The sequence below is a fragment of the Pseudorhodoplanes sp. genome, from assembly GCA_032027085.1.
Classification (GTDB): domain Bacteria; phylum Pseudomonadota; class Alphaproteobacteria; order Rhizobiales; family Xanthobacteraceae; genus Pseudorhodoplanes.
In genome coordinates, this window is record JAVSMS010000001.1 from 4,306,884 (window position 1) to 4,332,646 (window position 25,763).

The window sequence follows — 25,763 nt, forward strand, 5'->3', positions numbered from 1 at the left end:
AATAGCGCCACGATCCTACAGGTATGACATAGTTAGGGCAATACCTAAGTGAATCGGGCATGCTTCAAGCGAAACGTTAGGGCCTGACGCAGAACGTAGGTTGATCCCTAAGTCTTTGCCACGAACGGCGGGCACCGTGCGAACTTCCGGCCCTTGGATGCAGTGCGATGGCGAGGTGCCAGCGTGTGCGAACCGCCACGAGCTATTCTATGCCAACCAGCAAGTTTTCGAGGTTTGCGATGAACCGTTGCCAACCAAATTGAGCACCCTGATAGCCGCCTTCGTCTTCTGGCCGGAAACCGGATTGCTCCATGCGAAGCAGAACCCCATTCTGCGTCGGAGTGAGCGTCCAAGTGACGATTGTCTTTAGGCCTGATTCACCCTCACCCGCCGCGTTCCAGCTATAGGCGAGGCGTTTATTCGGCTCTACGGCCAGCACCTCACAATCGACCACACCGTTCCAGTGCGGCATAGGAGTAGTGCGGAAATTGAAACGGCGACCGACGACCGGCTCAAAGTCGTTCTTCATCAGCCATTCCTCCAGCAACGCACCTTGCGTCAACGCACGCCAGATCTTTGCGGGAGGGTGGCGTATCTCACGTTCAACGATGACCGAGCGTACGGCCGTGTGAGCTCCGCTCATCAATTCCTCCCTCAAATGGGATCCCAGTTGATCAAGATGTCTGCCCGGGCGCGATTAAGGCTCCCACACAATCGAGGGTCTCAAGCTTGAGGGGTGCTTGATCCGATCACGCGCTCGAGATTCGTAAAGAGCCTCTCCCAACCATAGCTCGGCCCCTTCGCTTCATCTTCGGACCGGAATCCCGACTGTTCCATCCGCACCAGGGTCGCGTCGCCGTCCACGCGGGTCAGTGTCCAGGCAACAACTGTCTTCAATCCCTGTTCTGCCTCTTCTCCAGAAGCATTCCAGTCATAGAGGAGCCGCTTGTTAGGTTCGACAAACAAGACCCGGCCATCAATGATGCCGTTCCAGTGAGGCCTCGGCTTTCCGCGAAAGTTGAATCGATGGCCTGCTGCCGGCTGAAAGTCGTTCTCATACAGCCACTGAGCGATCAGCGGAGCTTCGGTCAGCGCGCGCCATATCCTTTCCGGCGGATATGGCATCTGTTGCTGAAAGACGATTGAGCGCAAAGAGTCGTTCTTCATTGGTCCATCCTGTTCAGTAGGTCTTCGAGGCGATCGAACCGGCCCTGCCAAAAGGCGCCATAGTGGGCCATCCAGTCGATAAGGGGCGCGAGGCCTTGCAACTCCGCTCTGTAGTGAGTTTCCCGCCCCGCGCGCCGATCACGCACCAGGCCGGCAAGTTTGAGGACTCCAAGATGCTTCGAGACGGCGGGCTGCGAGACGCCCGCTTGGCTCGTCAGCGCATGGACGGTCTGCTCCCCGTCACGGGCAAGCCGCTCGAAAATCGCCCGACGCGTCGGGTCGGCCAGGCTCTTGAAAATGGCATCGGCAGCAGGGTACATGGACAACCCATAACCAAGCAGATATGAATCTACTGATAACCGACCGGCTATGGTTGAGTCAAGCCCGTTGGGCGCGACCTTCGACTGGCTGCCTCGCAGCGGCGGACCGGGCTCGGCGCGTGGAGGGAGAAGGACGGGATGAAGGGTGCGCTTGTACTTGTGCTGCCGCTGTTCGTAGCCTGCTCAACGGTCGCGGAATCGCGCGGCAGCGATGCCTCGCAACTGGAGCATGCGAGCCAAGCGTTGCTCGATGCCGTCACCAGCGGTGACAAAGCCGTATTCGCCCGCACGCTTGATCCCGAGGGCCTCTTCTCAGACGAAGATGGCAACGTGCGCACGGGCGCGGCAGTCGTTCAGGAAGTGCGTGGCTTGCCGTCAGGCTATTCCGGAAATTTGCGGATGGTCGATCCGCACGTTCGCATTCGCGGCGACGTGGGCATCGTAGCATTTGACGTTGCTGAAACACTTGAACTGTTCGGCCAGCGCCTAAGCACGCGCTTCCATACGACCGACGTCTATCAACGCACCGATGAGGGTTGGCAGCTCGTCGCATCGCAAACGTCTGTACTCCCTAGCGAGTTGTCGCGCGCCGCCGTCGATCCCACCGTATTCGATGACTACATCGGGACATATCGGCTGTCTGCGGAGATCAGCGCGCGCATCTGGCGCGAGGACGATCAGCTTTTCATGCAGCGCACCGGACGAGCGCGTGAAGAACTGATTCCAATCGGCAATGATCGGTTCGTCCGAGCTGGAGCGCCCAGAGGCGAGCGATTCTTCCGCCGCGACAACGGGGGCAACGTGGTCGCGCTCGTCGACCGACGTGACAACAATGATCTCATCTGGCGTAGAGACTGATCGGAGTGAAATACCATGGTTTCGGCGGCGTCGAAGTTCGATAGCTCTCGTGCCGAAGAGTATGCAGAACAGAGTCGTATTGCGCTCGCCGGTTATGAGGCCTGTCATGAGCTGGCGGCCTGCTTGTTGTCCAGCATCCTGGGGCGAGGTAGCCGAGGCCATCTTCTTGTCGTGGGCGCTGGCGGCACCGGTCAAGAAATATTGGTGGCAGGCCGCCTTGAACAAGACTGGCGCTTCACAGCGATCGATCCCTCAGCGCCGATGCTGCAGGGTGCGCAGGCTGCAATCGAGTCCGCCGGTCTGTCCTCCCGCACCGAGTGGCACTTAGGACTTGTGGAGGGTTTGGGTGAGCGCGAGCCCTTCGATGCCGCAACGCTCATCGGCGTGTTGCACCACGTGCAGGGTGACGAAGCCAAACTATCCTTGCTGAGAGACATCGCCTCTCGCCTGAAGCCAAATGCGCCCATCATTCTCGCATGCAACCGCGGAACCTATGCTGATCAACCGCTCTTCCTCGACGCCTGGGCGACGCGTTGGCGCATGGCCGGAGCACCTGAAAGCGAAATTCAAGGCAAGATCGGAAAAATTCTTCAAGGTGCCGATCCGCCGGCGTCGAACAAGGCAGTCGTGAAGCTGCTCGAACTTGCGGGCTTCAAGGAGCCCAGGCTGTTCTTCTCGAGCCTGTTCTGGGGCGCGTGGATCGCCAGATGCGAAGGATGAATATCGCATGAAGCAACGTCTCCGAAAACAAATGCAATACCACGCAGCACGCGAAGCAGTTGGCAGCCGACCTCATCGTGGACCGTGCGCAGCCATGATCCTATGCACGATCGCGCTCGCATCGGGTAGCGTGGCGAATGGCCAAGAATGGAAGCGGCCCGATAGTCCGTTCGTGATTGGCGAAGCCTATCCCGATGTCGTAGCCACCTGCGAGACGGCAAACTACTGGATTAACCATGCCCCGCAGATAGACGACCGCATCAGCTTCGCTATCGAAGGTAAGCTTGTCGCAGTCGGGTGGGATGGCGCGTTGGCTTACCTCGTCATGTGTCAGAAGCCGGGGGTTCAAGTGTTGTGCGTCACATACAGTAGGGACGGACGGGAAGTCGGCGATACGGTTCTTTTCGGCGGAGGATACAGCAGAGCCGGTGAAAGTCAGATCATGCTGGACCCGTGCCTTGCTTCGAAGGGTCACTAGCAATCCATTTCTGAACGTATCCAGAGGGCCGCTGCGCGAATATCCAACACATCTGACAAACAACGGGTAGAGGTCATCGACGACGATTCCTTAAGGTAGCGGCCGCTTCGGCGACGAAGCCATTGGCGATCTCTGTTACTACGCACCCTGAGGCAACCTGGCGATGTTTTCATGGTTCGTATCGCTGGTCGCGCGGCCTGATCCGGCTTGGCCATCTCGACGATGGGCCTGCTCCGCTTCTGGTGCGCGGCGAACATCCGCTGTGCGTTGAAGCTCTATCCTGACCCGTATGACTGGTGGCGCACCCGGCACGATTCGAACGTGCGGCCTCCACCTTCGGAGCGCCACAGCCTTTCGACACGTAGGCGGCGCATCGGTCGCCGGACCAGGCAGCTTTCTATTCAGCTTTCTATTTCTACGCCATGCTATCCGGCTCCCCGAATGCCGAATTTTTTCCCTTCCCTTTCGGAGTCTATCGCGCTCATTTCCTCGGAAGGAAAAACCGAGGAGATGCTGATGGCTGACCGCAATGGCGCCCCAATCAGGCGAACCATCCGTCGGCAACAGCTGCGCGAAATGGTGCCGCTCGCCGACAGCACAATCTACGAGATGGAACAGCGCGGCGAATTCCCGCGCCGTTTTGCCCTATCGCCCCGATGCGTGGTTTGGGACCTGGCCGAAGTCGAGGCCTGGCTGGCCGCACGGCGAGCGTCACCGGTGCGACGCGCCCAGCACCCAGATGTCCGCCAGCGCCGCGCCCGCCCGGTCAGAGAGCGGGATCAGGCGCGAGGAGCGGCATCGAAGGCGGGATGAGGACCGGAGCGTATTTCTCGCCCGCCACCCACGCATCGACGATGTTCGACCACTCTTGCAGCATGTGTCGGCGCTGCACCTCGTACTCGGCCTTGTTGTAGACCCCACGCGAAGACCGGCCGTCCTCGTGAGCCAGGCACTTTTCGATCCAGTCACTGTTGAAGCCGAGCTCGTTGAGCAGCGTCGATCCGGTCCGGCGTAGGTCATGGACGGTGAAGGGCTCGAGCGGCAGCCCTTCCTTCTTCGCCTGCTCCACGACGAGATAGGTGACACGATTGAAGGTAGCCCGCGACATCGGCGCATCGGCATCGTAGCGCGATGGCAGGACGTACCGTGAATTGCCGGCACAGGTCTTGAGGGCGATGAAGATGTCGAGCGCCTGGCGCGAAAGATAGACGTTGTGCGGCTTCGAGCGCTTCATGCGCTCCTTCGGGATCGTCCAGACGGCATTCTCGAAATCAATCTCGTCCCACACGGCGTCCTGCAACTCGCTCTTCCGCACCATCGTCAGCAGGATCAGCTTCAGACCCAGACGGATCGTCGGTAGCGTTGCGACATTCTCAAGCTGCTTGAGCATGATCCTGATTTCAGTCGGCGACAGCGACCGGTCCCTCGGGGTGAAATGAGCGATCGCCGAGGGGCCGACCTCGTCGGCCGGATTGGCGACTTTCTCGCCGTGGAGGATGGCGAAGCCGTAGATCTGCTTGACGATGTCGCGAACGTGGAGCGCCGTCGCCGGCGCGCCGCGGTCGACGATGGCCCCGCAATGTGCCCGCAGGTCATCCGGCGTGATCTCCGTGAGAAGCCGCTTGCGCCAAGCCGGCAGGAGTTCGCGCTCGAAGATCGCCCGGCGCATGGACCGCGTGCTGTCGGCCATCGGCGCCATGGTCAGCCACTTCTCACCGAACTCGCCGAAGCTCTTCGCCTCGAGAAGCCGCCGCTTGGCCCGCTGCTTTTCAAAGGCGGGCGAGCGCCCCTCCCGGATCATGCGCTTGGCGTCGATGCACAGTTCCCGCGCTCGCGCGAGCGAGATGCCGGCCTTGTCGTACCTCCCCAGCACGACGGTCTCGCGCCGCCCGTTCAGACGGTAGTCCAGGCGGAACGACACCGTTCCCGTCGTGCTCACCAGCACATACATACCGTCACGGTCGGTGACCTTGTACGGTTTCTCCTTTGGTTTCAAGTTCTTAAGCGCCACGTCCGTCAGCATCTCCGCACGCCTCTCGACCCGCAATACCGTCAGCCATTTTTGGGCCGCCGATCCGGCGATAATCAACGATATTTCAATAGCTTAGCTCACAAAAAATACCGTCAGCGGCCATCTGGACGGTGACGGTAGCGGCAGGAGTCGGACTTGGCAACGGTATCGTGCACCGTCAGGCGGTCCGTCGGCGCCGATCTTAGCGGGCCGATAGATGTCGAACGCCAATCGACGTTTTTCTATCTAGATCAATATGTTATGTGGAAATCGCAGGATACTGCAGGATACCCTGGGCGGGCCCTGAATCATTCCCATTCGATCGTGCCCGGTGGCTTTGACGTGACATCATAGACGACGCGATTGACGCCTTTTACCTCGTTGATGATGCGGGTTGCGACATGGCCCAGGAACGTCATGTCGAACGGATAGAAATCCGCAGTCATGCCGTCGGTCGAGGTCACCGCGCGCAGGCCGAGCACATGTTCATAGGTGCGACCGTCTCCCATCACGCCGACGGTTTTCACGGGAAGAATGACAGCGAAAGCCTGCCAAATGGTGTCGTACAAGCCCGCCTTGCGAATTTCCTCGATGTAAATGGCGTCGGCCTGGCGCAGGATATCGAGCTGCGGCTTGCTGACCGCGCCGGGACAGCGGATGGCAAGACCTGGCCCCGGGAACGGATGGCGGCCAACGAACACGTCCGGCAAGCCAAGCTCGCGGCCGAGCGCCCTCACCTCGTCCTTGAACAATTCGCGCAGAGGCTCGACCAGCTTCATGTTCATGCGTTCGGGCAGGCCGCCGACATTGTGGTGCGACTTGATGGTGACAGACGGTCCGCCGGTGAAGGATACGCTTTCAATCACGTCGGGATAGAGCGTGCCCTGGGCGAGGAAATCGGCGCCACCGATCTTCTTCGCTTCCTGCTCGAACACATCGATAAACAGTCGGCCGATGATCTTGCGCTTGGCTTCCGGATCGTCGACGTCCTTCAGCTCCCTCAGAAACAGCTCTTCCGCATCGACGTGAACCAGCGGGATGTTGTAGTGGCCGCGGAACAGATCGACGACGGTCTGCGCCTCGTTCAGACGCAACAGCCCGTGATCGACGAAGACGCAGGTGAGCTGGTCGCCGATCGCTTCGTGGATGAGCACGGCGGCAACCGCTGAGTCCACGCCGCCCGACAGGCCGCAGATGACGCGGCCGTTGCCGACCTGCTTGCGGATTTTCTCGATCGCCTCCTCGCGGAAGGCGCGCATGGTCCAGTCGCCTTTGAGCCCGGCGATCTTGCGCACGAAATTGCGCAGGAGTTGCGCGCCCTGCGGCGTATGCACCACTTCGAGATGGAATTGCGTGGCGTAGAACCTGCGCTTGTCGTCCGCGATCATCGCGATCGGCGCGTTGGGCGAGGTGCCGACCACGCGAAAGCCGTCGGGTAATTTTGTCACGCGGTCGCCGTGGCTCATCCAGACCGGATATTTTTCGCCCTTCTTCCACACGCCCTCGAACAGCGGCGTGTCCTCGATAACGGTGACTTCGGCGCGGCCGAACTCGCGGTGATGCCCGCCCTCCACCTTGCCGCCGAGCTGGTGCGCCATCGCCTGCTCGCCATAGCAGATGCCAAGGATCGGCACGCCGGCTTCATAAATGGACGGCGGCGCCAGAGGCGCGTCCTTGTCGAGCACCGAGGCCGGTCCGCCCGAAAGAATGACGGCCTTGGGCTGCATGTCCCGGAAAGCCTCGTCGGCCTTCTGGAACGGGACGATTTCAGAATAGACGCCCTCCTCACGCACGCGACGGGCGATGAGCTGGGTCACCTGCGAGCCGAAATCGACAATGAGGATTTTTTCGTGGGCGGACGGGGCGTTCTGGGAGAGGCTTTTCATGGCGGCTTCTAGACCCGGATTTCGGGCCTGTCGAGATGGCAAGGCGGTTCCGACCTGGGTTTCTCAAATGCGGTCAAGTGCCCGTTAGGCTTAATGCCTAAAGTTGCGGTGTTTGACCGGCTTCCCGTCACTATCCACGCAAATGTGAGGTGTTATTAGCGGATCAGCGCCGCATATGGCAGCAGGGACCATTGAAACAATACCGAAATGCCGATTGAACCCGATCTTTTGAAGCTCGCCGCCGAGGAAATCGCCGCCCTGCGCGCCGAACTCTTCCGCGAATCGACCCTTGAGACGCTGCAGCGGGTGGCGCTGCGTTTCGCCTGGGCAGTAAAACATTATCACGCGGCGCTTCTGCCCTTCGCCGTGGCCTGGCTGGGCGACCGGGTCTCGCCGCATGCCGGCCTGCCTGACCCGAACAAGACCGGCGCCGACAAGGAGTTCGCCGGCTTCGTCCATGACCTGTCGGTGCCGACCCTGCTCGGCGCCTATGAGCGGGGACTCTATACCTCGGATCATTACGGCCCGCTGACCTGGAGCTCGCCGCCCGAGCGCTGCGTGCTGTTCTTCGACGAGATCCACATTTCCAAGCGCCTGCGCCGGCTGATGCGGCAGGGCAAATACAGCGTCACGTTTGACCGCGCCTTCGAACAGGTGATCACGGCCTGCGCCGGCCGCCGCGAAGGCCGCTGGCACATGACCTGGATCACCCCGCGCATCATGAAAGCCTATGCGGCCCTGTTCGACGCCGGCCATGTGCATTCCTTTGAAGTGTGGAATGCGGACGGAAAACTCGTCGGCGGCGGCTATGGCGTGTCGCTCGGCCGCATCTTTTTCACCGAGTCGCAATTCTCGCACGAGGACAACACCTCGAAGCTCGGCTTCACCATGCTGAACTGGCATCTCGCCAAGTGGGGCTATGTGCTCAACGACGGCAAGAAGCCGACTCCGACCATCCTCGACATGGGCTTCCGCAGCATTCCGCGCGCCGAGTTCCTGCAGCATCTCGCAGACGACGGACATTCCGGCGGCAAGAGCGGGCGATGGCAGGTTGAAGCGGACCCCAAACAGGTGGCCGAGTGGCAGCCGCAGCCGAAACTGGCAGCCGCGGAATAGCGATCAGCTTTTCCGCCGCAGCATCGACACGTAGAAGCCGTCGGTGTCGGTGCGGCGCGGGGTCATCAGCAGGCCTTCGTCGGACATAAGCGCCGCGCGCTGGAACAGAAAGGCGCGCTCGCCGAGCGCCTGCGCGACTTCGGAGGGCGCGACGGCCGCAAATTCCGGATGGCGGGCGATGAAGGCGCGCACCTGCCCGCCGTTTTCTTCGTCCAGTATCGAGCACGTGATGTAGACGATCCGCCCGTCCGGCTTCAGCAGGGAGACGGCGCGATCCAACACCGCGGTCTGTTCGCGATTGCGGATCTCAAGCGCGCCCGGCCGCAACCGCCATTTCGCATCCGGATTGCGCCGCCATGAGCCCGTGCCCGTGCAGGGGGCATCGATCAGAACCAGATCGGCACTTCGCTCATGTCCGGTCAATGCATCCGCATTCGCACGCGGGGTCAGCACTTGCACATTACGCGCACCGGCGCGCTCAAGCCGCGCGTGAATGGGCGCGAGGCGGCGCTTGTCATTGTCGGTTGCGAAAATCTGCCCCTTGTTCTGCATCATCGCAGCCAGCGCCAGCGTCTTGCCGCCGCCACCGGCGCAGAGATCAATCACCTGTTCGCCGGGCTTGGCGCCGCTCAACAAGGCGGCAAGCTGCGAGCCTTCGTCCTGAATTTCGACATGCCCGTGGATGAAGACGGGATCGGACTGCACCGCCGGGTTCTTCGCATCCGGCGACAATACAATCCGCGCGCCGATCGGCGACCAGCGGGTTGCCGCCGCGCCATATTCAGCCAGTTCCGGCAGCACCTGGTCACGCTCGGCCTTCAGCGTGTTGACTCGCAGATCGAGCGGCGCGCGGCTGGCGAGCGCGGCGCCCTCGGCCGCCCGCTCCTCGCCAAACACGCGCGCAAAATGTGGGTCGAGCCATTCCGGGTAATCGCCGGCGACATGCGGCGGTGCGGCAGACAAATCGGCAGCGTCGAGTTTTCTTCGTTCGCCTTCCGTCAGCGGCTGCGGCGCATAGCGCGAGCCATCGAACAATCCGGCAATCGCATCGGGATCGAGCTTGCGCTCCAATCGCAGCATGCCGAGGAGCACAGCACGCGGCGTCTCTTCGCCCATCACGAAGCCCGCCGAGGCGCGCCGGCGCAGCGCATCGTAGACCAGCCCGGCAATCGCCGCGCGATCCGACGATCCGGCAAAACGGTGGCTAATGCCCCAGTCCTTCAGTGCGTCCGGCGCCGGACGGCGGCGCAGGCCGATATCGGCGAGCACGTCGATGGCGGCGGAGATGCGGGCTGACGGAGTCATGACCGTCAGTAAACCCAGATGATGCGGAGCATGAAGATCAGCCACATCGCCGCAAGCACGAACGCACCTGCGCCGAACAATGCGCCGCGCCGCGCCACACGATTGGATGTGACGTGCACAAAGGCATGGAGCACCCGCAAGATGACGAAGACCCACGCCAAGAGCACAAGCAGGAAATCCGCCTTGCGCGTGATCATCGCGAGCGCCATCAGCGCATAGAACAGCACCGGCAGTTCAAACTGATTGAGGAAGGCATTCTGCACCTGCAGGACGTGCGGCGGCCAGTTCGGCTCACGCAATGCAACGTCACGCGGATGAACCTTGCCGCCGCGGATCAGGGTGACACGATAATAGGCCATCCAAAACAGAAGCGCGAAGCTCAGCAGAACCTGGACAAAGACGGGAAGCAGGATTTCCATGACCGACATGACGGGCTCCTCGCGGCGGGGAAACCGGATTAGTCGCTAATCGGGCTGCGTGCAAATCGCCCGCTTTGAACCGCTCCGCCGCCGGCGCATACTAAGCATTATCTCCGATCCTTGGTGCGCCCTTCCCCATGAACTTCATCCTTGCTCTCCTGGCCGGCGTCATTGGCGCGGTGGCCGGCTTCTTCCTCGGCGTCGGCATTGGCAGCCTGCTGGTGCCCGTCTTCAACATTTCCAGTTTCGAAGGCGGTGCAGGCTATTTCGTCGTCTTCATCGGGCTCTTAGTCGGCCTGCTCGGACTCATCGTCGGCATCGTCCTGGTGCTGCGCTACAAGGGCGGGCACCGCAAGCTCGGCGCGCTGGCCGGCCGCGGCGCCCTCGTGCTCGGCGCCATCGCGGCGATCGTCGTGATCGGAATCCAGATCCGGCTGGCGACGATGGAAAACTTCTCCGGCGGCAACATCAACCCGCAAATGCATTTCGAAATCCGCCTGCCCGCCGGCATGGCGGAGCCGCAGCGCAGGCAGATCGACTTCGAGATGCAGGCCGGCTCGCAGCGCAGCGGCGGGCAATTGAAGGACGACTGGCTGCGCCGCGACGGCGACCGCCCGGTGCTCAGCGGCTTCGTCCCGCTTTACACCCGCACCTCGCAGCGCATCCTGGTGGTCACATTGCCCGGCCAGCCGAAATTGCTGTTCAGCATCGGCTTGTCCGCGACGCCGAAATCGTCGGATCAATTCGGCGCCTGGCAGCGGGTGAATTTCGTCGATGACGGCAAGCCTGACAGTCAGCCACGCCGCCCGAACGAGGCGGAAAATTTCGAAATCCGCTTTCACGTGCCGGAGTGGCGGCAATGATGCGTCTTGTCAGCGCCGCGCTGGTGGCAGTCGGCATTTCGCTCATCGGCTGGTGGGCCGGATACATGCTGTTCGGCGGCGTGTTCGAGTTGCTGCGCGCGCGCGATCTCGACGCGGCGCTGGATTCTCCTCGCACGCTCGCGTTGTTCCAGTATGCAGGCGCCGCTTTCGGTATTGCTATTGGTTCGTTGGTGGCATGGCGATGCCATCGCGCAGAGCCGCCGCGGCCTTTTTGGGGTGTCTATCTGCTGGCCGCACTCGGCGGGCTTGGCGGATTCGCTCTCTCGCAGGCCACCGAAATCGCAGAACTGGCGGCCACCTATCTGCGCATCAGCAAGGACACCTATATCCTCATCAGCATCCTTTCCATGCTGGTGATGTTGATCGCCGGCTGCATCTGGGTCCTCGCCACAGAAACCCGCGCCATGCCGACCGGCATACGAGTGGCGCACGGCACCGGCACCGTCGTGCTTGCTCTTGCACTTGTGATATTCGGCTTCGCCGCCAGCAAGCCCGGCGCAGATGCGGCGCGAAATCTCGGCAGGCCGGCCACCGGCTGGGCGAATATCCGCTTTCCCTCCGGCAGCGTTGCGCAGCCGGATGTGAAATCAATCACCGCTGAAATGCGCACGCCGATCGGTGTCACGCGCGCTGTGCCGAATGAATGGCGGCAGGAGCATGGCCGGCCGGTTCTGGCCGTGATGATCGACTTCAAGCTGCGAACGCGCGATCGCCTGCTGGTGCTGACCTTGCCCGACCGGCCGCCGCTGGTCTTCAAGCCGCCATTCCCGGCCAACCCGGCGGCCAAGTTCGGCTATGGTCCCTGGCTACGCATGGACGGCTTTATGAACGCGGACGGTACGATCCGGCCGGCTACCGCCGGGGACGATTACGCGATCCGCTACATGGTCAACCGCTGAGCCGCGGGTTCAAATCCGCGTCGGATAATTTGGGCTTTCGCGCGTGATGGTCACGTCGTGCACGTGGCTCTCGCGCAGACCGGCGCTGGAGATTTTCAGGAACGTCGCTTTCCGGTGGAAGTCGGCGACGGTGGCAGCGCCGACATAACCCATCGCAGCGCGCAAGCCGCCGGCGAGCTGATGCAGCACGGTCGCCGCCGCGCCCTTATAGGCGACCTGCCCTTCGACGCCTTCCGGCACGAGCTTCAGCGTATCCTTGATGTCCTGCTGAAAATAGCGGTCGGCCGAGCCGCGCGCCATCGCGCCGACCGAGCCCATGCCGCGATAGGTCTTGTAGGAGCGGCCCTGATAGAGAAACACCTCGCCCGGCGTCTCGTCGGTGCCGGCGAGCAGCGAGCCGACCATGGCGCAATCGGCGCCCGCCGCAAGCGCCTTCGCGAGATCGCCGGAATACTTGATGCCGCCGTCGGCGATCACCGGCGTATTGGTCTTTCGCGCGACTTCCACTGCATCCATGATGGCGGTGAGCTGCGGCACGCCAACGCCGGCGACAATGCGCGTGGTGCAGATCGAGCCCGGCCCGATGCCGACCTTGATCGAATCCGCGCCGGCGTCGATCAGCGCTTTGGTCGCCTCGCTGGTCGCCACATTGCCGGCGACCACCTGCACCTTGTTCGACAGCCGCTTGATGCGGTTCACCGCGTTGAGCACGTGCTGCGAATGGCCATGCGCCGTATCGACCACCACGAGATCGACGCCCGCTTCAATCAGACGCTCGGTGCGCTCGAAGCCCTTGTCGCCGACGGTGGTCGCCGCCGCGACGCGCAGACGTCCCTGCTCGTCCTTGCAGGCATTGGGATTGGCGACCGCCTTCTCGATGTCCTTCACCGTGATCAGGCCGACGCAGCGATAATCGGAATCCACCACCAGCAATTTCTCGATGCGGTGCTGGTGCAGGAGCTTCTTGGCTTCGTCCTGCTCGACGCCCTCGCGCACAGTGACCAGACGCTCCTTGGTCATCAGCTCGGCGACCCGCTGGCGCGGATCATTGGCAAAGCGCACGTCGCGGTTGGTGAGGATGCCCACGAGCTTGCCGGCCTTGCCGGAGCCGCCGCCTTCCACGACCGGAATGCCGGAAATCGAGTGCTCGCGCATGAGTTCAAGCGCGTCGGCCAGCGTCGCGGTCGGGGCGATGGTTACCGGGTTCACCACCATGCCGGATTCGAATTTCTTGACCTGGCGCACCTGCGCGGCCTGCTCGTCCGGCTCCATGTTGCGGTGGATAACGCCGATGCCGCCGGCCTGGGCCATGGCGATCGCCATCTTGTTCTCGGTCACCGTATCCATGGCGGAGGCGACGATCGGCAGATTGACCACGATATCGCGGGTGATGCGGCTGCGGATGTCGACTTCGGAGGGCAGCACGTCGGACAGGCCCGGCTGCAGCAGCACGTCGTCGAAGGTCAGCGCCTCGCGGGGAGCGCCGTTGGAAAATTGGGAAGATGCAGGATTTGCCATCGCCAACTCTATCTGGAGATTCCCAGCTTCTCAAGCCACTGGGAATCGGGGTTGGCGAGGGTCGTTAGCACGGGCGCAAGCGCCGGAAAAGCGGGCCTAACGCGGTTTTCCAGCCATTCCGTGGATTAATTCAGCGGTCTTCTCATCCGCCGGAAAGAAAGCCTCCAACGCCAGTTCGGCGAGTGTGACCTCGAGCGGGGTACCGAAGACCGTGGTGGTGCTGAAAAAGGACAGCACGCCCGCCGCGGTGACGAGGCGAAACGGCACCAGCACCCCGCCATACTCGGCTGGTGGGCGGGCCGGGCCGGCATTGCGTGGCGCGGGATAGCCTTTCAGCTCCTTCAGCAGGTCGGACAAGACCTGATCCGCCGTCGCCTCAACCTGCCGCCGCAACCGCTCAAGCAAATGCGCGCGCCATTCGGCAAGATTGGCGATACGCGGGGCGAGCCCGTCCGGATGCAGGCTGAGCCGCAACACGTTGACTGGCGGCTTGAGCAGCTCAGCCGATGCGCCGGCAAGCAACGGCGCTACGGCTGCATTCGCCTTCACCAGCGACCAGTGCCGGTCGATGGCCAGCGCCGGAAACGGTTCGTGCCCCCTGAGCACGAGGTCGACAGCCTTGTGCGCAGTCTGCAACGCTGGATCGTCAAGTGAACGTTGCGCGAAGGCCGGTGCAAAACCTGCCGCCGCAAGCAACATGTTGCGTTCACGCAGCGGCACGTCGAGATGTTCGGCAAGCCGCAGCACCATGTCGCGCGACGGCTGCGCGCGTCCGGTTTCAATGAAGCTGAGATGACGCGCGGAAATATCCGCATTGAGCGCGAGATCGAGCTGGCTGAGACGGCGGCGCTGCCGCCATTCGCGCAGATGAGCGCCGAAAGAGGCTGTTGTCATGCGCAGAGCCTAACGCAGCCGGCCGCCGATTCCATTACCTCAGAGGTAATCGACCAGCCGCACCCGCTCCGCCATGTTCCCAGGCATCACGCGTCACCATGAGCGTGAGCACCAGATGGAGAGACAGATGACGGCCACTGCATATCGTACCCCTTTTCCTCCCCTTCTGCGCTGGGCCTTGCTGGCTGACGCGGCAGCGAGCGCAGCCACCGGCTTGCTGCTCGTCTTCGGCGGCGGCTTGCTGCGCGACCTGCTCGGTCTGCCGAGTGTGTTGATGTATTATGCCGGTCTCAGCCTCATTCCCTTCGCGGCACTCGTGGCCTATTCCGCGACGCGGCAGCAACCGATGCGTTCGCTGGTCTGGGCGATTGCCGCCTACAACGCGCTGTGGATGATCGACAGCTTCGTGTTGCTGGCGAGCGGCGCCGTGACGCCGACCTGGCTCGGCGAAGCCTTCGTTATTGCACAGGCGATTGCCGTCGGTGCATTGGCGCTTCTGCAATATGCCGGGTTGAAGCAGGCGACGGCATAAGTCCCCGAAAGCACACCATTCCGGCACGCGGGTGAAACGCGCGGACCAGCAATCCAGTAGAACTCAACGTCCCTTTCTGGATTTCGGGCTCGCGCGCTTCGCGTGCGCGTTGGAATGACAATGAAAGATCAATCCGCCTTCCATCCGGGCGGCGGGCCGTGCCTGCGGATGGCGTCAACCAGTTCACGGTGCTTGCGGTCCTCGCGGGTCATGTAGATTGCGATGACGGCATGCGCGGGCGCTATCAGCCACAGCCATGGCGAGAGAAACAACAGGCCAAGGACCAGAAACAGCACAAAGAACAGCGCATTGAAGATGGCCGAGAAAATCTGCCCGTGTAACAACAGCGCCAGAGGCGGCAGCAGTGCGGCAAGGATATAGATCATGTCCGTCGGCCTTCAAATCCCAAGTCGCGCAACGCGCGCACCTGTCATGTAGATATGGCGGAGCCGAACGCAAGATCGCCTCTGTCCCGACTCCATTTCGGTGCTAAGAGCGGCGACCCTCGCTACCCTCTGCTCGAATGACGCACCACCCCCGCCTTGTCCCGCTGGTCGTCGCGGTCGCCCTGTTCATGGAAAACATGGACTCGACGGTGATCGCCACCTCCCTGCCGGCGATCGCCGCCGATCTCGGCACCAATCCGCTGGCGCTGAAGCTGGCGATGACCTCTTACCTTCTCTCGCTCGCCATCTTCATTCCGGCCAGCGGCTGGACCGCCGATCGCTTCGGCACGCGCACCGTGTTCGGCGCGGCCATCGCGGTGTTCATTGTCGGCTCGATCGGCTGCGCCTTGTCAAATTCGCTGGAAGCCTTTGTCGCCGCGCGCATCGTGCAGGGCATGGGTGGTGCGATGATGACACCTGTGGGCCGGCTGGTTCTGGTGCGAACCATTGACAAGAAGGATTTCGTCAACGCCATGGCCTGGGTGACCGTCCCGGCGCTGATTGGACCCGTCATCGGTCCGCCGCTTGGCGGCTTCATAACCACCTACGCCTCCTGGCACTGGATATTTCTGATCAACGTGCCGATCGGACTTGCCGGCATCGCGCTGGTGCTCCGCTACATCGACCCGGTGCCGTCCGAACATGTCGAGCCGTTCGACGGTATCGGCCTTCTGCTCGCCGGACTCGGCGTGGCCGGTCTCGCCTTCGGGTTATCGGTGGCCGGGCTCGATTTGCTGCCGTGGTGGGTGGTCACGGCGCTCATCGCCGGCGGCGCCGTTTTCACGACCGCCTATATTCTCTACGCGCGGCGCGTGCCCGCGCCGGTGCTCGACTTCTCGCTGTTCAGAATCCCGACATTCCACGCCAGCGTGGTCGGCGGCTTTCTGTTCCGGCTGGGCATCGGTGCGCTGCCTTTCTTGCTGCCGCTGATGCTGCAAACCGGCTTCGGGCTCAATCCGCTGCAATCCGGACTGGTGACTTTCTCCGCCGCGGTCGGCGCGCTCGGCATGAAGACCGTCGCCGCGCCGCTGATCAGAAAATTCGGATTCCGCACCATCCTCATCAGCAATGCGCTGATCTCTTCATTGTTTCTTATCGCCTGCGCCGCCTTCACGCCGTCGACACCGCTGGTCGTCATCGTCGCCGTGTTGCTGATCGGAGGGTTTTTCCGTTCGCTGCAATTCACCGCCAGCAATACCATCGCCTACGCCGACATCGATGTCCGCCGCATGAGCCGCGCCACCGCCATGACCAGCGTCGGACAGCAATTGTCGCTGGCAACAGGGGTTGCTGTTGGTGCTTTTGTTGTCGAGATGACGCTGCGCTCGCATGGCGGTACGGCGATCACAGCATCGGATTTCGCGCCGGCTTTCATCGTCGTCGGGGCGATCTCCGCTCTGTCGGCGCTGATCTTTCTGCGATTGCCCTCGAACGCGGGAGCGGACTTGTCCGGCCGCGTGAGCGCCGCCACCGCGGACAGTTCGGATCAGCGGGTTTAACTTCTGGTGTCGGTCCAGCCCCTATTGAGCGGTGGCACCTCCATCGACTTTGAGGCTGATGCCGGTAACCATGCGAGCCGCAGGCGATACAAGGTAACTGACGGCACCAGCAACGTCCTCGGCCTGCGCGACCGTGCCAAGAGGTATCATCGCCTCGGCGGCCTTGCCATAAGCCGGATCCCTGAAAAAAGGCTCGGTCATGGAGGTGAGCACAACAGTTGGCGCGACAGCATTCACGCGAATGCGGTGCTCCGCCAGCTCAATCGCCATCGCCTTGGTCAAGCCTTCGATGGCGTGTTTGGTCATGGCATAAACACTGCGCTTGGGTCCACCGACGTGACCCATTTGCGAGGAAATGTTGACGATGCTACCACCGCGCTTTCCTCGGGCCATGACAAAGGCTGCGGCCTGCGCGACCTTGAAAGCCCAACGGACGTTCAATCCCAGTAGAAGATCGAGCGTGGCATCATCCACATCAAAAATGTGCTGCAGCTTGTTGGTTCCAGCGTTGTTGACGAGGATATCCAGACGATCAAGCGCACGGATACGTTCGATGAACGCATCCGTGCAAACGTCCCCGGTCCATGTTTCGACTCTCCCTTGCGCTTCGCTAGCCAGCGACGACAAATCGCCACTCGTTCTGGCCACCGCCAAGACGTGGGCGCCGTCCCGCGCGAGCGCCAACGCGCAAGCTCGTCCGATACCCCGACCGGCTCCCGTGACCAACGCGACCTGCTCTTCAAGTCGTTTCTCGTGCACACCGCTCACGCGATTCACTCCAGTTCAAATGTAGCGCCAAGCGGCCACGGGCCGCTTTTCTCGCCAGCGCATTCTGGATGGCAGATGAATTACTTGATTGCCTGCGGATTGATGGGAGACCCGGTGCCCCCCGTGATGACAAGAGGTGGGGCATTGAAGAAGAATTCGTAGACCTTGTCCTCGGCACAATCTTCGGCAAGTTCTTTCACATAGAAAATCTCGCCCATGGTGAGGCCCATGGCCGGTATCACAACCCAATGCCATGGCTGATTGGCTTCCGTGGTTTCATTGGGGCGCACCTCCACTCCCCAAGTATCGGAACAGATCGCGGCGATCTGCTTTCCGTGGCACCAATAGCAGTTTTCAAACTTGACGCCCGGCGCATCGCCGCCTGCATAGCCGCCCCATTGTCCTTCCTTCAGACAACGCTCCATCTGCCCGGTGCGGATTATGACAAAATCACCGCGGCGGATTTCCACATTCTGCGCTTTAGCGCACGCATCGAGTTCGTCATTGGAAATGCCGTAACCATCTTGCAGATACTCGACGCCCTTGAAACGGGCGACGTCGAGTAACACGCCGCGGCCGACCATCTTGTTCCGAGCATGTTCAATGCCCAGCGTTGCCAGTCCGTTCGAATCGACGAGGCGAGCGTCATAACCATTGTACATCTTATCCTGATAGAAGACGTGACCAAGGGCGTCCCAGTGCGTTGCACCTTGAACCGGCATATTGATTGCGTCGTCGGCGTAGCGGATGTTTGGTGCTTCGTCCTGGCGCCCCGCTACAGCATCCGTACCTGTGGCGAGCATCGTATGAATCGGATTCCACCGACCGCCAAAAAGGCCATTCTGTGGACCATTTCGATCAAGCGGGATGCCAAGTGCGAAGACTTTTCCCTTCCGCACAAGCCTGGTCGCCGCGACGATATCTTCTGTCGTAACATGGTTCAGCGTGCCGAGCTGATCATTGGCGCCCCAGCGCCCCCAGTTCGACAACTTCTTGTGCGCCTCCGCGATCGCCGTTTTGCCCACAGCAATGTTCATGATGTCCTCCAATTTCGTGTTTTGGCCGGTCAGCCGAGCAGAATGCGCGGCAGGAACAGGCTGATTTCAGGGAAGATGACGATAATGGCGAGTGCTACCAGCAGCATGAAGAAGAAGGGAACGACGCCGAGGAATATCTCCTCGACCTTCACATCGTCTGGCAGCGCCGCTTTCATGGCGAAGATCACCATGCCGAAAGGCGGCGTCAGCAGACCGAGTTCGATCGTCAGGATCGCGATCATGCCGAACCAGACTTTGTCATAGCCGAAGGTCAGCGCGATCGGCACCATGATCGGCATGGTCAGAAGCATGATCGAAACGGAATCGATAATGCAGCCGAGGATCAGCAGCACCAAAAGAAACGCGACCAGAATGGCAACGCCAGGCACGTCGAGCGCCGATACCCATGTCGTCAGCGCGTCAGGCAAGCGCGACAGCGTCAGCATACGGCTGTACATCTGGGCCGTTATCAGCAGAAAGAAGATGCTCGCCACCGCCCGGCCGGTGTCATAGAGCATGGCCATGAGGGACGCTTTATTGAATCGTCCGCGCACGACGATCAAAGCCAAAGCGCCAAGCGCGCCGATAGCACCAGCTTCAGTGGGTGTGAACAGCCCACCATAGATGCCACCCAGGACGAGACCGATCAAAGCCAGGATCGGCCAAATCTTCAGAACGATCTGAAGCCGGGAGCCCTTTGGTCCAATCGAGACTTCCCCTTCCTTCCCGACCAAAGCCGGATTAGCCCTTACCCAAATCAGAATGGTGAGAGCGAGTACCGCCATGACAACAAGGCCAGGCCCCACGCCAGCCGCGAAAAGGCGCCCGATCGATTCTTCCGTGATGACGCCATACACGATCATCAGGATTGACGGCGGGATCAGCATCCCAAGCAGCGCACTTGACGCTACGATCCCGAGGGCAAATTTTCGCTCGTATCCAAGCCGGTTCATCTCCGGGATGGCAAGTTTGGAGAATACCGCCGCCGAGGCGACCGAAACGCCCGTTATCGCCGCAAACACGGCGTTGGCGATCACCGTCGAAATGCCGATTCCGCCTCTCACACGCCGGAGAAGCGTCTCGGCCGCATCGAAAAGATCGCGCGTTGCCCCGGCCTGGGTGGCAAACAAGCCCATCACCACAAACAAGGGAATCACCGCAAAGACGTAGTCGTTGACGCCGTTGAAGGCGGTTGTTTGCAGGATGCTGGCGGCAACGCGGAATTTTCCAGTGATCAGATAAACGCCTGCGAAGCTGACGGCCCCGAGCGCCACCCCGATATGAAATCCGAGAATGATCAGAGTGAAAATGGCCAGGACAGACAGAATCCCGACAGTGACCGGCTCGAGCATGCCCTCACTCCGCGACTTCAATTTCTGACAGGTCGGAAGGGGACGGCCCCTTGAACAGGAATCTGACCGTGTCGAGCAGGAACTGGATAGCAGTGAGCGCGGCGCCACCGACAAGAATTGCCCAGATCGGCCACACTGGAATGCGCAAGGCCCCCTCGCCCTCGAACGCACCGATTTCCCAGTTCTTCACCAGCTCAATCCAGCCGAGCCAAACGATGAGGCTGAACATACCCACGCCGGTAAGGGAGTTGACGATGAGCGTCACACGTTGCCCGAGACGAGGCATAGCCGCCAAGACCAAGACGGTGCGCAGGTGTGCATTGGCTCTTAGCGTGTAGGCCATCTGAAGCCAGACCATGCCGACGATCGAGAATTTCACGATTTCGGGAACACCCGGCAAAGGCGCGTTGAAGGCGACGCGGCCCAACACGTCAGCGGAGATAAGTCCGACAAGGAACAAAACCCATACGCTTGCAATGGTGTTGAGGGTGCTGAGCAAACCGCCAAACACTCTTCCCATCATGGCCATGTTCCTCTTCATGGATTTGAGGAGCTCATGCAGATGTTTGATTAGGGGGTGCGCGATAAGGCGCCACCACTTCCTGACAAAGATCAGGAGCTCGCACGTCTCAACGGATGCCCAGTGATGGGCATCCGTTGAGAGTAATGCTCAACGCTCAGCCTCCCAATCACGCGGGAAGGTATGGCCTGCCGCCTTCAACGCCTTGACGTAGGTGTAAACGACCTCACCCGGCATGCCGGCCTTATTGATCTCGTTGAAGCGCTGCTTGGGAATATTTGGCAATGCTTTGGCCCATTCTGCCTTCTTGCCAAGATCGGCTTTCCGCACATCGAGACCGGCTTCGACCATGCGTTTCCGCGCGGCCTCCTGCTTTTCGTAGGTCACACGCCCGATGTACTCGTTCCACTCTTTCGCAACTGCAAGGAATATCTTCTGAACATTTGCGGGCAGATCTTTCCATGTGTCCTTGTTCATGGTCAGCAGCGGCGTGTGGATGCAGCCGAAGTCCATGTCGACAAATTGCTTCGTCACCTCGTTCAGCTTGAACGAGACGATCGCGTCCGGAAACATGACCCAGCCCTCATAGACGCCCGTTTGAAACGACGTATAGGCTTCATTGAGATTCGACTGGACGCCGACAACCCCTGTTCCCTGCATCCACGGAAGGTTTGGTCCCGCCGCGGCAATCTTGTGGCCTTTGAGGTCAGCAACGTTGTCCCATTTGAATGTGGTCACGAGACCATAATTTCCGATAACGCCGGCACCGATGAACACTTGATTATAGCGATCCTCAAGAACCTTCTTCAGCGCGGGGGTCTTCTCATAGACCTCCCACGCGGCCTTGGCGGCGACGCGCGGATCGGGCGTTCCGAATGGCACGAAATAGGTAAAGTTGTGCGCCAGCAGTTTTGCCGGATCAAACGGCGTCTGCAACTCGCCGATATCGAGCAGCCCGGATTCGACTGCTTCCAGGCACTCCCCGAGCTTGCAGACGGATCCGCCCCAGGCTTCCGTCCATTCGATCTTGTGGCCGGTTTCCTTGGCAACCCGTTCCGCAACTTGCGGCATAAAGAAGTCGCGAATGCTCGAAATCCAGACTGATCCGACAGGATGTCCGGCACCGATTTTCAGCCGGAAGGTATCCGCATTGGCGGCGTTGATCGCAGAGAATGCAAGACTGCCGACCATGGCAGCAAGCATCGTCGCGCGAAATATTCGATTCATTGTTTCCTCCCTTTCTCCATCCGAAATTCCGTATGGCTTAGGTATTTTGCACGGCCTTTTTCCCTTGGCCTGTGTTGTCTGCAGATCAGAACGCTACTTTGTCGGCTCCCTTCAGTTGAAGAATGTCACGCGCCTCATCCGGCGAAGCGATCTCAAGCCCGAGTCCTTCAATGATCTTGCGGACCAGCTTCACTTGATCGGCGTTGGAGGTCGCCAGTTTTCCTGGCCCGGCCCAAAGTGAATCCTCAAGCCCCACTCTCACGTTGCCGCCCATCGAGGCAGCCAGAGCAGCGATTGGAAGCTGATTGCGCCCTGCACCAAGCACGGACCAGCGATACTGATCGCCAAAGAGGCGATCGGCGGTTCGCTTCATGTGCATTACATCTTCAGGGTGTGGACCGATGCCGCCGAGCAAGCCGAACACGGATTGAATGAATAATGGCGGCTTGACCAGCCCGCGATCGAGGAAATGCTTCAGATTATACAAGTGGCCGATGTCGTAGCATTCGAACTCGAACCGGGTGTCATTACCGTAGCAGGTTTTGAGGATATACTCGATGTCCTTGAACGTATTCCGGAAGACGAGATCACGCGTATTTTCCAGATGCTGCTTCTCCCACTCGAATTTGAAGTCCTTATATTTGTCGAGCAGATGAAATAGCCCGAAATTCATGGATCCCATGTTGAGCGAAGCCACTTCCGGCTTGAAGGTCGCTGCCGGCAGCACTCGCTCCTCCACCTTCATGTAGGGACTTCCACCCGAGGTGATATTGATCACCGCGTTCGTCTGCTGCTTGATGCGTGGCAGAAATCGCGCGAATGCCTCCGGTGTTTGATCAGGCCGCCCGGTTTTCTCGTCGCGCGCGTGCAAGTGGAGAACGGCTGCGCCCGCCTCTGCTGCCGCCAAGGCATCCTTGACAATCTCGTCAGCCGTAATCGGCAGATGCGGAGACATTGTTGGAGTATGAATCGCGCCGGTAACCGCACACGTGATGACGACCTTATTATTGCTTTTGGCCATGCCTTAGCCTCCCTGTCCCGTTGCGACGGAATTTATCTTATTGAGTAGCTAGTCAATAGCTTATTGACTACCATGTCAATAGCTCTTGCATTTCATGCGCCGGAAGTTAGAAGTGCACGACATGAAAAAGCCAAAGAAAATCAGGGCTAAGCGAGCCAAAAGGTTTGGCAGCAAGCGCGCTGCAAAATCGTCGGCCGCGGCTGCGAGCGGCTTGGCCAGCAGAAAGCAGACCAGGCCCATGCGCCGCCCGCGTGTCCGTCTTGATCCGGCCGCGCGGGAAAAGATGATTCTTGATGCTGCTGTTCTATTTTTCGCCGAACACGGATTCGAAGCGCAATTGAGCGACCTGGTAGAACGGCTCGGCGTGTCGCAAGGATTGATCTTCAGGTATTTCGAAAATAAGCAGGCGTTGATCGAGCGGGTTTATGAGCAGGTCTATATCGCCCGCTGGCTCCCGGACTGGGAGCGGATATTGCAAAATCGATCCCAGTCAATGGAAATACGGCTTATAGATTTTTATCGATCTTACCTCGCCGCGGTCGATGACTATTTCTGGGTCCGCACTGCTCTCTATTCCGGCCTGAGCGGTAATGATCTTACGCGCCGCTACATTCTCACGCGCGTCGAGCATCTTTTGAGTATCATAGGCGACGAGCTGATGGCCGCGGCTCGCAATGTAACACCACAGAGTCGAGCTCATTTGCATGAGATTACGTGGCACTTGCACTCGACCTTCATCTACTACCTCATTCGCAAGTACGTGTACAATGTTCCCGTCTCAGACGATCGAGACGGCTTTGTTGAAGCTGTTGTCCGGCAATTCATGGCGGGCTTTCGCACGAGCGACTGAACGACCGGTGGATGAGCGCCGAGCAACCGGGTGGATCGCCCAAATGGTTTGTCTCTTGATCGCGTTAGTTGCGGCCGCGAAAGCCTGTCGCCAGCACATAGAGTTCGGCGGAATCGGCACGGCTGGCTGACGGCTTGACGTGTTTGACGCTGGCGAAGTTCTTTTTAAGCGCCGCCAGCAATTCGCTTTCGGTCCCTCCCTGGATCACTTTCGCCAGGAATATTCCGCCAGGCGCAAGAACTTCCACCGCGAATTCCGCAGCCGCCTCCACCAGCGCGACGATACGGAGGTGGTCAGTCTTACGGTGGCCGGTGGTATTGGCGGCCATGTCGGACAGAACGACATCCGCCAATCCGCCGAGCTTCTCCTTCAGAATATCCGGCGCGGAGGCATCCAGGAAATCGAGCTGCATGAAATCGACGCCCGGCACCGCATCCATCTCCAGCAGATCGATGCCAATGACCTTGCCTTTGCCCTCGCTCGCGCCGACGCGTTTGGCCGCGATCTGGCTCCAGCCGCCAGGCGCGGCGCCGAGATCGATCACGCGCGCGCCGGGCTTCAGAAAACGATATTTGTCGTCGATCTCGATCAGCTTGTAGGCGGCGCGCGAACGATAACCCTCGCGTTTGGCGCGGGCGACATAGGGGTCGTTGAGCTGGCGCTCCAGCCAGAGTTTCGAAGAGACCGTGCGTCCTTTGCCGGTTTTGACACGCTGCTTGAGGCGATCCTTGATGCGGGTATTCATTGATTGCCTCTCGTCACACGCCGTTCATTCTCGCGCATCCAGCACTCTGTTCATAGTCCACGCTTTCGCGTGGGCGAACGGTCAATGCGCGCCCCATGCACCATCCGCGCGCATCATCTGCACCAGCATGCCCTCGCGCAGGCCGCGGTCGGCGACGCGCAGCCGCGTACAGGGAAATACGCGGCGGATCGCCTCCAGAATGGCGCAGCCAGCGAGCACAAGATCGGCCCGCTCGGCGCCGATGCAGGCATTGGCAACGCGGTCCTCGTATTTCATCGCCAGCAGATTCTCGATCACCCCGGTGACCTCTGCATCGCTCATCCAGCAGCCGTCAACGCGGCGACGGTCATAGCGGCGCAGACCGAGATGGACGCCGGCGATCGTCGTGACCGTGCCTGACGTCCCGAGCAAGTGAATGCCGCGTGGATCGTGACCGTTGTTCTGCGCGGCAAAGGACGCAAGCTGCGTGGCGACTTCCAAAACCATGCGTTCGAAAATGTCGCGCGTCACCTCGATGCCGCCATGCCTTTCGGCAAGTGTCACCACGCCAAGCGGCAGCGAAATCCAGCTTCGCAGATCCGGCGGCGGCGGACCGCGCCGCGCATTCACGGCGCTGGTCAGCTTCACCAATTCGGAGGAGCCGCCGCCGATATCGAACAGAATGGCGCCATCTGCATCCGGATCGATCAGCGACGTGCAGCCGGTTGCGGCCAGCAAGGCTTCGGTCTCGCGGTCGACGATCTCGAGCTCGATGCCGACCCGCTCGCGCACGCGCAGGAGAAAGTCCTCACCGTTTTCCGCCAGCCGGCAGGCCTCGGTCGCGATTAGCCGCGCGCGGGTGACGCCGCGATTGCGCATCTTGTCGCGGCAAATCGCGAGCGCATCAAGCGCACGCAGGATGGCGGCTTCGCTCAGGCGCCGCGAGGAGGCGATGCCCTCGCCCAGCCGGATGATGCGGGAAAAGGCATCGACGACGCGGAAGCTCTCATGCGTCGCGCGCGCTACCAGCAGCCGGCAATTGTTGGTGCCGAGATCAAGCGCCGCATAGGTCGGGCCGCACAGGTCCGTTCCCGCTGCGGAAAAACCCGCCTCCCGGCGGTGATCCGGGTGCGCATATGGCGGTCCTTCCCGATCCCGCGGGGATCGCAAATCCTGCGCGCACGGCGGCGACGCGGCGTCACTCGACGCACGGGCACGCACGGGATCGAGGCGGGAAACCCGCGCCTCGTCGTTCATCAATCACGTCCTGCCGCAGGCCCAGCTCGGGCGCGGCGTTGATGCTAAAGTTCCG

At 60.9% G+C, this 25,763-nt stretch carries 28 protein-coding genes; 10 read left to right on the top strand and 18 right to left on the bottom strand.

What is annotated here, in order from left to right; genetic code table 11:
• Positions 1-202: 202 nt before the first annotated feature.
• The 3 genes from RO009_21125 to RO009_21135 all read right to left on the bottom strand — a co-directional run bounded on the left by RO009_21125 (position 203) and on the right by RO009_21135 (position 1,487).
• Positions 203-643, bottom strand: coding sequence for an SRPBCC domain-containing protein (locus RO009_21125; protein ID MDT3687537.1), 441 nt, complete (start codon positions 641-643; stop codon positions 203-205).
• 80 nt (positions 644-723) lie between these two features.
• The gene (locus RO009_21130) at positions 724-1,167 is read right to left on the bottom strand and encodes an SRPBCC domain-containing protein (protein ID MDT3687538.1); all 444 of its coding nucleotides are present in this window, start codon (positions 1,165-1,167) and stop codon (positions 724-726) included.
• Positions 1,164-1,487 carry a metalloregulator ArsR/SmtB family transcription factor gene (locus tag RO009_21135; GenBank protein MDT3687539.1) on the bottom strand — a complete coding sequence of 108 codons (324 nt, stop codon included), beginning with the start codon at positions 1,485-1,487 and terminating at the stop codon, positions 1,164-1,166. Before RO009_21135 ends, RO009_21130 begins: the two co-directional genes overlap by 4 nt.
• Positions 1,488-1,625: 138 nt before the next feature.
• Here RO009_21135 and RO009_21140 point away from each other — a divergent pair, with 138 nt between their 5' ends.
• The 4 genes from RO009_21140 (at position 1,626) to RO009_21155 (ending at position 4,356) form a co-directional block, all read left to right on the top strand.
• A complete protein-coding gene (locus RO009_21140; GenBank protein ID MDT3687540.1) occupies positions 1,626-2,345 on the top strand; it encodes a DUF4440 domain-containing protein in 720 nt (239 codons plus the stop codon).
• Between the two features lie 15 nt (positions 2,346-2,360).
• Positions 2,361-3,065 (top strand): class I SAM-dependent methyltransferase, encoded by a 705-nt coding sequence (locus RO009_21145; GenBank protein ID MDT3687541.1) that lies wholly within the window; start codon positions 2,361-2,363, stop codon positions 3,063-3,065.
• A 7-nt stretch (positions 3,066-3,072) separates the two neighbouring features.
• Positions 3,073-3,543, top strand: a complete 471-nt coding sequence (locus RO009_21150) for a hypothetical protein (GenBank protein MDT3687542.1) — start codon at positions 3,073-3,075, stop codon at positions 3,541-3,543.
• Between the two features lie 516 nt (positions 3,544-4,059).
• On the top strand, positions 4,060-4,356 hold the full coding sequence (locus tag RO009_21155) for an AlpA family phage regulatory protein (protein ID MDT3687543.1): 297 nt from the start codon (positions 4,060-4,062) through the stop codon (positions 4,354-4,356).
• Here RO009_21155 and RO009_21160 read toward each other — a convergent pair.
• Both RO009_21160 and guaA read right to left on the bottom strand, forming a co-directional pair.
• Positions 4,310-5,566 carry a tyrosine-type recombinase/integrase gene (locus RO009_21160; protein ID MDT3687544.1) on the bottom strand — a complete coding sequence of 419 codons (1,257 nt, stop codon included), beginning with the start codon at positions 5,564-5,566 and terminating at the stop codon, positions 4,310-4,312. The two genes, RO009_21155 and RO009_21160, sit on opposite strands and share 47 nt — an antisense overlap.
• Before the next feature lie 296 nt (positions 5,567-5,862).
• The gene (guaA, locus tag RO009_21165; GenBank protein MDT3687545.1) at positions 5,863-7,440 is read right to left on the bottom strand and encodes a glutamine-hydrolyzing GMP synthase; all 1,578 of its coding nucleotides are present in this window, start codon (positions 7,438-7,440) and stop codon (positions 5,863-5,865) included.
• Positions 7,441-7,647: 207 nt separating this feature from the next.
• Here guaA and RO009_21170 point away from each other — a divergent pair, with 207 nt between their 5' ends.
• Entirely contained in the window at positions 7,648-8,556 is a 909-nt protein-coding gene (locus tag RO009_21170; protein MDT3687546.1) for a leucyl/phenylalanyl-tRNA--protein transferase, read from the top strand.
• Between the two features lie 3 nt (positions 8,557-8,559).
• On the opposite strand, the gene RO009_21175 is transcribed toward RO009_21170, so the two are convergent.
• Both RO009_21175 and RO009_21180 read right to left on the bottom strand, forming a co-directional pair.
• Entirely contained in the window at positions 8,560-9,861 is a 1,302-nt protein-coding gene (locus RO009_21175; protein MDT3687547.1) for an RsmB/NOP family class I SAM-dependent RNA methyltransferase, read from the bottom strand.
• Positions 9,862-9,866: 5 nt separating this feature from the next.
• Complete coding sequence (locus RO009_21180) at positions 9,867-10,289, bottom strand: MAPEG family protein (protein ID MDT3687548.1); 423 nt, start codon at positions 10,287-10,289, stop codon at positions 9,867-9,869.
• Between the two features lie 128 nt (positions 10,290-10,417).
• Here RO009_21180 and RO009_21185 point away from each other — a divergent pair, with 128 nt between their 5' ends.
• The gene (locus tag RO009_21185) at positions 10,418-11,143 is read left to right on the top strand and encodes a hypothetical protein (GenBank protein ID MDT3687549.1); all 726 of its coding nucleotides are present in this window, start codon (positions 10,418-10,420) and stop codon (positions 11,141-11,143) included.
• The gene (locus RO009_21190; protein MDT3687550.1) at positions 11,140-12,063 is read left to right on the top strand and encodes a hypothetical protein; all 924 of its coding nucleotides are present in this window, start codon (positions 11,140-11,142) and stop codon (positions 12,061-12,063) included. The genes RO009_21185 and RO009_21190 overlap by 4 nt, the downstream gene beginning before the upstream one ends.
• A 9-nt stretch (positions 12,064-12,072) precedes the next feature.
• Here the strand turns inward: RO009_21190 and guaB are convergent, their stop codons facing one another.
• Positions 12,073-13,581, bottom strand: coding sequence for an IMP dehydrogenase (gene guaB / locus RO009_21195; GenBank protein MDT3687551.1), 1,509 nt, complete (start codon positions 13,579-13,581; stop codon positions 12,073-12,075).
• Between the two features lie 96 nt (positions 13,582-13,677).
• Complete coding sequence (locus RO009_21200; GenBank protein ID MDT3687552.1) at positions 13,678-14,475, bottom strand: helix-turn-helix transcriptional regulator; 798 nt, start codon at positions 14,473-14,475, stop codon at positions 13,678-13,680.
• A 127-nt stretch (positions 14,476-14,602) separates the two neighbouring features.
• On the opposite strand from RO009_21200, the gene RO009_21205 reads away from it, so the two are divergent.
• Positions 14,603-15,007: a hypothetical protein gene (locus tag RO009_21205; protein ID MDT3687553.1), complete on the top strand. Its 405-nt coding sequence runs from the start codon at positions 14,603-14,605 to the stop codon at positions 15,005-15,007.
• A gap of 128 nt (positions 15,008-15,135) precedes the next feature.
• Here RO009_21205 and RO009_21210 read toward each other — a convergent pair whose 3' ends face one another.
• A complete protein-coding gene (locus RO009_21210; protein ID MDT3687554.1) occupies positions 15,136-15,393 on the bottom strand; it encodes a hypothetical protein in 258 nt (85 codons plus the stop codon).
• Positions 15,394-15,530: 137 nt separating this feature from the next.
• Between RO009_21210 and RO009_21215 the strand changes: the two genes are divergently transcribed.
• On the top strand, positions 15,531-16,952 hold the full coding sequence (locus RO009_21215; protein MDT3687555.1) for an MFS transporter: 1,422 nt from the start codon (positions 15,531-15,533) through the stop codon (positions 16,950-16,952).
• A 21-nt stretch (positions 16,953-16,973) separates the two neighbouring features.
• Here the strand turns inward: RO009_21215 and RO009_21220 are convergent, their stop codons facing one another.
• From RO009_21220 to RO009_21245, 6 genes are all read right to left on the bottom strand, one after another.
• The gene (locus tag RO009_21220) at positions 16,974-17,720 is read right to left on the bottom strand and encodes an SDR family oxidoreductase (GenBank protein MDT3687556.1); all 747 of its coding nucleotides are present in this window, start codon (positions 17,718-17,720) and stop codon (positions 16,974-16,976) included.
• An 80-nt stretch (positions 17,721-17,800) separates the two neighbouring features.
• A complete protein-coding gene (locus tag RO009_21225; GenBank protein MDT3687557.1) occupies positions 17,801-18,757 on the bottom strand; it encodes a cyclase family protein in 957 nt (318 codons plus the stop codon).
• A gap of 29 nt (positions 18,758-18,786) precedes the next feature.
• Positions 18,787-20,109 carry a TRAP transporter large permease gene (locus RO009_21230; protein ID MDT3687558.1) on the bottom strand — a complete coding sequence of 441 codons (1,323 nt, stop codon included), beginning with the start codon at positions 20,107-20,109 and terminating at the stop codon, positions 18,787-18,789.
• Positions 20,110-20,113: 4 nt separating this feature from the next.
• On the bottom strand, positions 20,114-20,638 hold the full coding sequence (locus RO009_21235; GenBank protein MDT3687559.1) for a TRAP transporter small permease: 525 nt from the start codon (positions 20,636-20,638) through the stop codon (positions 20,114-20,116).
• Positions 20,639-20,779: 141 nt separating this feature from the next.
• The gene (locus RO009_21240) at positions 20,780-21,856 is read right to left on the bottom strand and encodes a C4-dicarboxylate TRAP transporter substrate-binding protein (GenBank protein MDT3687560.1); all 1,077 of its coding nucleotides are present in this window, start codon (positions 21,854-21,856) and stop codon (positions 20,780-20,782) included.
• 85 nt (positions 21,857-21,941) lie between these two features.
• Positions 21,942-22,877, bottom strand: a complete 936-nt coding sequence (locus tag RO009_21245; protein ID MDT3687561.1) for a 3-keto-5-aminohexanoate cleavage protein — start codon at positions 22,875-22,877, stop codon at positions 21,942-21,944.
• A 121-nt stretch (positions 22,878-22,998) separates the two neighbouring features.
• Between RO009_21245 and RO009_21250 the strand changes: the two genes are divergently transcribed.
• Positions 22,999-23,727 carry a helix-turn-helix domain-containing protein gene (locus tag RO009_21250; GenBank protein ID MDT3687562.1) on the top strand — a complete coding sequence of 243 codons (729 nt, stop codon included), beginning with the start codon at positions 22,999-23,001 and terminating at the stop codon, positions 23,725-23,727.
• Positions 23,728-23,791: 64 nt separating this feature from the next.
• Here the strand turns inward: RO009_21250 and RO009_21255 are convergent, their stop codons facing one another.
• Positions 23,792-24,472 (bottom strand): RlmE family RNA methyltransferase, encoded by a 681-nt coding sequence (locus RO009_21255; protein ID MDT3687563.1) that lies wholly within the window; start codon positions 24,470-24,472, stop codon positions 23,792-23,794.
• Between the two features lie 81 nt (positions 24,473-24,553).
• Complete coding sequence (locus tag RO009_21260) at positions 24,554-25,708, bottom strand: Ppx/GppA phosphatase family protein (GenBank protein ID MDT3687564.1); 1,155 nt, start codon at positions 25,706-25,708, stop codon at positions 24,554-24,556.
• Positions 25,709-25,763 lie beyond the last annotated feature (55 nt).

Excerpts from the sequence above, each read along its gene's own strand:
- RO009_21125 (MDT3687537.1), bottom strand. The coding sequence starts at position 643 with ATGAGCGGAGCTCACACGGCCGTACGCTCGGTCATCGTTGAACGTGAG.
- RO009_21130 (MDT3687538.1), bottom strand. The coding sequence starts at position 1,167 with ATGAAGAACGACTCTTTGCGCTCAATCGTCTTTCAGCAACAGATGCCA.
- RO009_21135 (MDT3687539.1), bottom strand. The coding sequence starts at position 1,487 with ATGTACCCTGCTGCCGATGCCATTTTCAAGAGCCTGGCCGACCCGACG.
- RO009_21140 (MDT3687540.1), top strand. The coding sequence starts at position 1,626 with ATGAAGGGTGCGCTTGTACTTGTGCTGCCGCTGTTCGTAGCCTGCTCA.
- RO009_21145 (MDT3687541.1), top strand. The coding sequence starts at position 2,361 with ATGGTTTCGGCGGCGTCGAAGTTCGATAGCTCTCGTGCCGAAGAGTAT.
- RO009_21150 (MDT3687542.1), top strand. The coding sequence starts at position 3,073 with ATGAAGCAACGTCTCCGAAAACAAATGCAATACCACGCAGCACGCGAA.
- RO009_21155 (MDT3687543.1), top strand. The coding sequence starts at position 4,060 with ATGGCTGACCGCAATGGCGCCCCAATCAGGCGAACCATCCGTCGGCAA.
- RO009_21160 (MDT3687544.1), bottom strand. The coding sequence starts at position 5,566 with ATGCTGACGGACGTGGCGCTTAAGAACTTGAAACCAAAGGAGAAACCG.
- guaA (MDT3687545.1), bottom strand. The coding sequence starts at position 7,440 with ATGAAAAGCCTCTCCCAGAACGCCCCGTCCGCCCACGAAAAAATCCTC.
- RO009_21170 (MDT3687546.1), top strand. The coding sequence starts at position 7,648 with ATGCCGATTGAACCCGATCTTTTGAAGCTCGCCGCCGAGGAAATCGCC.
- RO009_21175 (MDT3687547.1), bottom strand. The coding sequence starts at position 9,861 with ATGACTCCGTCAGCCCGCATCTCCGCCGCCATCGACGTGCTCGCCGAT.
- RO009_21180 (MDT3687548.1), bottom strand. The coding sequence starts at position 10,289 with ATGTCGGTCATGGAAATCCTGCTTCCCGTCTTTGTCCAGGTTCTGCTG.
- RO009_21185 (MDT3687549.1), top strand. The coding sequence starts at position 10,418 with ATGAACTTCATCCTTGCTCTCCTGGCCGGCGTCATTGGCGCGGTGGCC.
- RO009_21190 (MDT3687550.1), top strand. The coding sequence starts at position 11,140 with ATGATGCGTCTTGTCAGCGCCGCGCTGGTGGCAGTCGGCATTTCGCTC.
- guaB (MDT3687551.1), bottom strand. The coding sequence starts at position 13,581 with ATGGCAAATCCTGCATCTTCCCAATTTTCCAACGGCGCTCCCCGCGAG.
- RO009_21200 (MDT3687552.1), bottom strand. The coding sequence starts at position 14,475 with ATGACAACAGCCTCTTTCGGCGCTCATCTGCGCGAATGGCGGCAGCGC.
- RO009_21205 (MDT3687553.1), top strand. The coding sequence starts at position 14,603 with ATGACGGCCACTGCATATCGTACCCCTTTTCCTCCCCTTCTGCGCTGG.
- RO009_21210 (MDT3687554.1), bottom strand. The coding sequence starts at position 15,393 with ATGATCTATATCCTTGCCGCACTGCTGCCGCCTCTGGCGCTGTTGTTA.
- RO009_21215 (MDT3687555.1), top strand. The coding sequence starts at position 15,531 with ATGACGCACCACCCCCGCCTTGTCCCGCTGGTCGTCGCGGTCGCCCTG.
- RO009_21225 (MDT3687557.1), bottom strand. The coding sequence starts at position 18,757 with ATGAACATTGCTGTGGGCAAAACGGCGATCGCGGAGGCGCACAAGAAG.
- RO009_21230 (MDT3687558.1), bottom strand. The coding sequence starts at position 20,109 with ATGCTCGAGCCGGTCACTGTCGGGATTCTGTCTGTCCTGGCCATTTTC.
- RO009_21235 (MDT3687559.1), bottom strand. The coding sequence starts at position 20,638 with ATGGCCATGATGGGAAGAGTGTTTGGCGGTTTGCTCAGCACCCTCAAC.
- RO009_21240 (MDT3687560.1), bottom strand. The coding sequence starts at position 21,856 with ATGAATCGAATATTTCGCGCGACGATGCTTGCTGCCATGGTCGGCAGT.
- RO009_21245 (MDT3687561.1), bottom strand. The coding sequence starts at position 22,877 with ATGGCCAAAAGCAATAATAAGGTCGTCATCACGTGTGCGGTTACCGGC.
- RO009_21250 (MDT3687562.1), top strand. The coding sequence starts at position 22,999 with ATGAAAAAGCCAAAGAAAATCAGGGCTAAGCGAGCCAAAAGGTTTGGC.
- RO009_21255 (MDT3687563.1), bottom strand. The coding sequence starts at position 24,472 with ATGAATACCCGCATCAAGGATCGCCTCAAGCAGCGTGTCAAAACCGGC.
- RO009_21260 (MDT3687564.1), bottom strand. The coding sequence starts at position 25,708 with ATGAACGACGAGGCGCGGGTTTCCCGCCTCGATCCCGTGCGTGCCCGT.